Consider the following 5,286-nt stretch of genomic DNA (forward strand, 5'->3'; position numbering starts at 1 on the left):
ACCGGCTTTGCCGGGCCGCAGGCGGGCGGCCCCCTCGGGGGGCAGGGAGCGACACGCAGTGCGCGACCGTGGGGGCCCATAATCTGGCGCATGCCGAGCGACATCACAGAACCCGCAGCCGAAGAAAGCGACGAATCGCTGATGCTGCGCTATGCGGGTGGCGACATCGGTGCGTTCGATGCGCTTTATGCGCGTCATGAGCTGGCCGTGTGGCGTTATCTGTTTCGCAGTGTGCGGGTGCAGGCGGTGGCCGACGACTTGCTGCAGGATGTCTGGTTTGCCGTGGCGCGCAGCGCCGCCGGCTATACCGTGTCAGCACGCTTCAAGACCTGGCTGTTCACGATTGCGCACAACCGGCTGGTTGACCATTTCCGTACCGCCCGCCAGCATGTCAGCATCGACGCGCACGGCGACGACGATGAAGCCGGCAGCGTCGGCGACACGCTGGCGGCCGACTCGGGCTTTGGCCCGCTGCGCCAGCTGGAGTCGCGTGAGCAGGCCACCGCACTGATTGCCGCCGTGGAGCGCTTGCCCCTGGAGCAGCGTGAAGCCTTTCTGCTGCAGGCAGAGGCCGGCATGCGTGTGGAAGACATCGCTGCCGCGACCGGCGTCAGTTTTGAAACCGCCAAGAGCCGCTTGCGTTATGCGCGAAACAGCCTGCGCCAGCAGCTACAGGAGTTTGCATGACAGAGCCTGAACACAGCCCGCACAGCGACGAGCTGTTGCAGCGCTACCGCGAGGCGAGCGCAGACGACACACGCCGCCCCGGCACGCATGTACGGGACGCCGTGCGCGCCCACGCGCAAATGGTGATCGAAGCCGGCAAGGCCAAGGAAACAGGCACCGCCGAAACAACGCAGACGCGAACAAAGGCGCCGGCCGCCAACCAATCGCGCTGGAAGATTTCTGCCCTGGCCAGCCTGGCGCTGGCTGGGTTGACGGGTTTGCTGGTGCTGCAATTTGACCGCGGCAACGACGAGGAAAAAGACCTGGTGTTTGGCCAACCCAGTGTCAGCGCGCCGCCCTCCGCGTCTTCTACACCGTCTTCTGCGCCGTCTTCTGCGCCGTCCTCTACATCGTCTCCTGCACCGCCAGCGCCCTCGACCGGTTCCACGCCCGCAGCCGCACCGGCAAGCCCCGCACCCGGGTTGCCGCAGTCGCCACGGCAAGCCGACAAAGCCAGGGCAGAAGCGGCCGAAAGCGCAGCGGGACAAACCTCGAAAGCACCCGCGACGCCTGCCGCCGAAAAACCCGTGCCTAGCCCCGCGGTAACCCGGCAGGCAGCCGCCAAGACCGAAGCGGAGACCAAGAAAATTCAGGGTGGTGTGGCGCCTTCGGTCGTGGCTTCACCCCCTGCGGCCGCGCCGCCTCCCCCCGCTGCACCCACCGCGCCTGCCATCACGCAAGACATGGCCAAGTCAACAAACCGAGCGCGCATGGCCGACGCTGCGACTGGATCGCTGTCTGCCCCGTCTGCAGGGATTGCGGCAGCGCCCCCCGCGCCCGCTGCTGCCCCAGCGCCGGCACCTGCTGCGCCTGCAGCATATGGCATGGCACCGCCCCAGAAACAGGGCAGCGCGGTATCGGAACTTCGCGCATCGCGCGCAGAAGCAAATGCCGGCCCCAACAGACTGGCGGGTGCCCTGCTCAACGCCGCCCGGACAGGCAACCTGGCGCAGCTTGAACGCTTGCTGCAGCAAGGCGCCCCTGTCAGCGCCGCCGACGCGGCGGGCAGAACCCCGCTCATCCTCGCGGTCATGCAAGGCCACACTGCCGTGGTCAAGCGGCTGCTGGCAGCTGGCGCCAACCCTGCTTTGGTCGATCAGGAAGGTCTGAACGCCCTGCAGCACGCACGGCGGCTGGGCCTGGATGACATTGCGCACTTGATCGAAGCAGCGCCCTGAGCGCGGTGCACGGCAATTTACAAGGGAAATAGGCGCCCAGCCCAATCAGGACGAGCGCGAGCAGCTATCGTTTTAATAGCAGAAGCATCGCGAGCTTCAGCCTGCGTATTCCAGCACCGCCACAAAATGGCAAGCCGTGCCGGCCGCCACAAACAGGTGCCACACAAAATGCCCATAGCGCAGCCGTGAATCGGTGGCGAAAAATCCCACACCCAGTGTGTAAAAGAGACCACCGGCCACCAGCCAGAAAAGGCCCCAGCCCGGAATGAGCTGCAGCATGGGTTTGATCGCGATGACGGCAATCCATCCCATCGCCACGTAGAGCACGGTGGACACGCGCGGATAGCGGATACCGGCCGTGGCCTTGACCGCGACACCGGCCAGCGCCATGCACCAGACCAGTCCAAACAAGGTCCAGCCCCAGGGGCCGCGCAACACGCCTAGCGTAAAGGGCGTGTAGGTACCGGCAATCAGGAGGTAGATGGCGCCGTGGTCCAGGATCTGGAATACGCCCTTGGCACGCGCCGCACGCACGGCCGGGAGCGCGTGATAAAGCATTGAGGTGAAATACAGCAGCACCATGGTGGCGGCGAAGACGCTCGCCGCGGCGATGTCGATCGCATCACCACCCTGCCGCACACTGGCAATCACCAGGAAAGGCGCCGCGACAATCGCCGCCAGCAAGGCCACACCGTGGCTCACGCTGTTGGCGATTTCCTCGCCCAGTGTTTGCGGCCGTTCTCGTTGGGCCTCAAGTTTTTCGCTCTGCGCGATGCCCTGCCCCTCGAGGGGGCTGGGCTTGCCTCGGGTGGCCCCGCGCTGCGCCCGCAATACTTCGTCAGTTGCATCAGCTGCGTCAGTGCCAGCCCCGTCGCTCATCGTTTGAGCAGCGCCTTCAGCACGTTCTGTACACGCCGCGCATTGCCGGCGTCGAAGTCGGCCGCCAGCACCTGAGCGGTGTCTTCGGCCCAGGTCTCGGCGGGTGCGGGCGCATTGCGCTTGGTCAGCAGTTGCAGCTGCAGCATGCGGCGCGCACTGATGTGTTCGGCCGGCGTGGGCAGCTCAGCCGCAATTTCCAGTCGCAGCAGCGCTTCAGAAGCGTCCTTGCCGGACGGCGTGCTGACCGCCTGCACCCAGCGGCTGCGCACGGCCGCTGGCACGGCCTTGCCCAGGTCTTGCGTGCTCGGCAGTTGCTCCGGGTCGCGCTTTTCCCAGGCGGTGAGCAGGTTCGTCAATACCTCGCCGTGCGCCTGCACCGCGAGCTTTTTAAGGGCTTGGTTGGCCGCCTCAAAAGCTTCGCGCTGGGCGCGGAAAGCCGCATCGCCCAAGCGTGGGCCGCGCTCTTCAAAGGCGGGGCGCGCGTTGCGGTCACCACGGTCTCCACGGTCATTACCGCGCGGGCCACGGTCGTCGCGGCCTTCACGGTAAGGCTCAAACTTGTTGTCGGTGCTTTGGCGCGGACCGCCGGGCTTGCTGCCGGGGCGCGCGTCCTTGCGGTCGCCGAATTTGCCGCCGCGTCCTGCCGCTGCGGGCTCGGCCTTCTTCATGCCAGGGCGGTCGTCACCGCGGCGGGCAATCACGGGCTTGGGTGCGGGTTTCGGTGCAGGAGCGGGTTCGGCGGGCGCACTGGCAGGCTCGCTCGCTTCGGCAAATTCAGAGGCCGCCGCTTCAGTGGCGGCTTCTGTTGCCGCGGGCACATCTGCTACGTTTTCGGTAGCTGCTTGCGCTGGTTCTGCGGGGCTTGCAGCTTCGTTTTCGGTAGAAACCGGAGTGGCATTTGCATCAGCCAATGCAGCCTCCACGGAGGGCACCGTTGCGGCAACAGGTGCAGGTGCGGGCACAGGCACTTGCCCGCGCACGATCGCTTCCAGCGCCTTGGCGGCCGCGTGAATTTTCTGCACATCACCGCTGGCGGTGGCGGCCTCAACGGCCTTGGAGGCGTCCAGCACCATACGGTCGTATTCGCCCAGGGCTGCAGCGGCTTTTTCGCGGTCGGCAGTTTTGCGCTGGAAGGCGTCGTCGATGGGTTTGCGAAAAGCGTCCCACATTTTTTGTTCTTGCTTGCGCTCGATCGGCACGGCCTGCGCTTCGTGCTGCCAGCGTTGCTGCAGCGACTTGACGGCGTCAATGCGCAGTTGCGGCTCGGCGCCCAGCACACCCGCCTCTTCAATCATGGCCTTGCGGTGCGCGATGCTTTCGGCGCGCGCGGCGGTGAGTGCGGCGTCGGCGGTTTCCATGGCGGCCTTCCACACAGGCTGGATTTCGGCAAACGCTTTTTCACCCAGGTGGCCGGCTTCGCGCCATTTTTCAACAAAGCCGTTCAGGCTGCGGATGTGGTGCTTCCAGTCGGTGTTGCCCTTGTTGGCTTCAGCCCATGCCAGCACTTCGTCGATCAGCAGCTTGCGCTCGGCTTTGACGGTTTCGCTTTGTTCTTTGACCTTCTCGAGCCAGGCTTCAACGACCTTGTGCGCTTCATTGCAGGCGTCGTCAAAACGCTTCCACAGCGCGTGGTTGGGCGTGCCGCCCTGATCGCTGGTCTTCCACTGCTCGCGCATGGCGCGCAGGGCTTCCTGCTGCTTGCGGCCGCCCAGCGGCTTGGCCACCAGGGCCTCGGCTTTGACGACCAATTCTTCGCGAATCTGGTCGGCGCGCCAGCGCTGCCAGCCTTCGAGTTCACCGGCGGCTGTCAGCGCGGCATGTGCGGCGGCTTCCAGCTTGCTGTCGATGTTGCGGATGTTTTCTTTCAACGCCTGGCGCAAGTCGGCCGCCACCTTGGGCGTGGACTTGCCGTGGCCTTCGCCGACTTCATGCTCAAGGCGCGTCAGCGCTTCCTGCACGATGGCGGAGGATTTTTCGCGCATGTCTTTGAGCACGGCCGGATCGATCTTTGCCTTGGGCGCGCGTGCAGGCTGCTCGCCCGCTGCGGGCGGCAGGCCGCGCGCGGCGCGCAGCTCGTCGGCCCACACGGGCACGGCGGGCAAAGGTGCAGCGGTATCTTCCGCAGCCTTTTGGGCCTGCGCAAGCGCTCCCTGGAAGGCTTCCCACACGGCGAGCAACTGCGCGCGCGATGCGTCGAGCAGCGGCGGGAACTTGGCGTCCACGCTGGCCCAGTTGGCGTCGTGCGTGATTTCGTCGGCTTGCGACTGCCAGTGCGTGACGTCGCCGCGCAGGGATTCGAGGGCGGCTTCGGCATCGCGCCAGGGCTTGAGCGACAGCACTTCGGTGCGCTGGGCCAGCAGCACGGCGGCTTCGCGCTGCACCTGGGTGCGGTGCTGCAGGTCTTCAATCGTTTTGACGCGGTCAGCCAGCTGAACCTTCAGGCCGGCGAGCGGCTCCTTGGACAGCGGCGCGCCGGCCTTGGCGGCGTCGCGCTGCCAGGCCA

General features: G+C 66.1%; 4 protein-coding genes. 2 read left to right on the forward strand and 2 right to left on the reverse strand.

Annotated elements, in window-relative coordinates; all coding sequences use genetic code 11:
• Window positions 1–90 precede the first annotated feature (90 nt).
• Both ABI546_RS19840 and ABI546_RS19845 read left to right on the forward strand, forming a co-directional pair.
• Window positions 91–687 carry a sigma-70 family RNA polymerase sigma factor gene (locus ABI546_RS19840; RefSeq protein WP_348049439.1) on the forward strand — a complete coding sequence of 199 codons (597 nt, stop codon included), beginning with the start codon at window positions 91–93 and terminating at the stop codon, window positions 685–687.
• The gene (locus ABI546_RS19845) at window positions 684–1,904 is read left to right on the forward strand and encodes an ankyrin repeat domain-containing protein (protein WP_348049441.1); all 1,221 of its coding nucleotides are present in this window, start codon (window positions 684–686) and stop codon (window positions 1,902–1,904) included. The genes ABI546_RS19840 and ABI546_RS19845 overlap by 4 nt, the downstream gene beginning before the upstream one ends.
• 96 nt (window positions 1,905–2,000) lie before the next feature.
• Here ABI546_RS19845 and ABI546_RS19850 read toward each other — a convergent pair whose 3' ends face one another.
• Window positions 2,001–2,783 (reverse strand): hemolysin III family protein, encoded by a 783-nt coding sequence (locus tag ABI546_RS19850; RefSeq protein WP_348049442.1) that lies wholly within the window; start codon window positions 2,781–2,783, stop codon window positions 2,001–2,003.
• On the reverse strand, window positions 2,780–5,286 hold a 2,507-nt coding region (locus ABI546_RS19855; RefSeq protein WP_348049444.1), incomplete at its 5' end, for a DUF349 domain-containing protein. The genes ABI546_RS19855 and ABI546_RS19850, both read right to left, overlap by 4 nt.

The organism is Polaromonas sp. (genome assembly GCF_039932935.1).
In the GTDB taxonomy this organism is placed as follows: Bacteria; Pseudomonadota; Gammaproteobacteria; order Burkholderiales; family Burkholderiaceae_C; genus Polaromonas.

Excerpts from the sequence above, each read along its gene's own strand:
- ABI546_RS19840 (WP_348049439.1), top strand. The coding sequence starts at position 91 with ATGCCGAGCGACATCACAGAACCCGCAGCCGAAGAAAGCGACGAATCG.
- ABI546_RS19845 (WP_348049441.1), top strand. The coding sequence starts at position 684 with ATGACAGAGCCTGAACACAGCCCGCACAGCGACGAGCTGTTGCAGCGC.
- ABI546_RS19850 (WP_348049442.1), bottom strand. The coding sequence starts at position 2,783 with ATGAGCGACGGGGCTGGCACTGACGCAGCTGATGCAACTGACGAAGTA.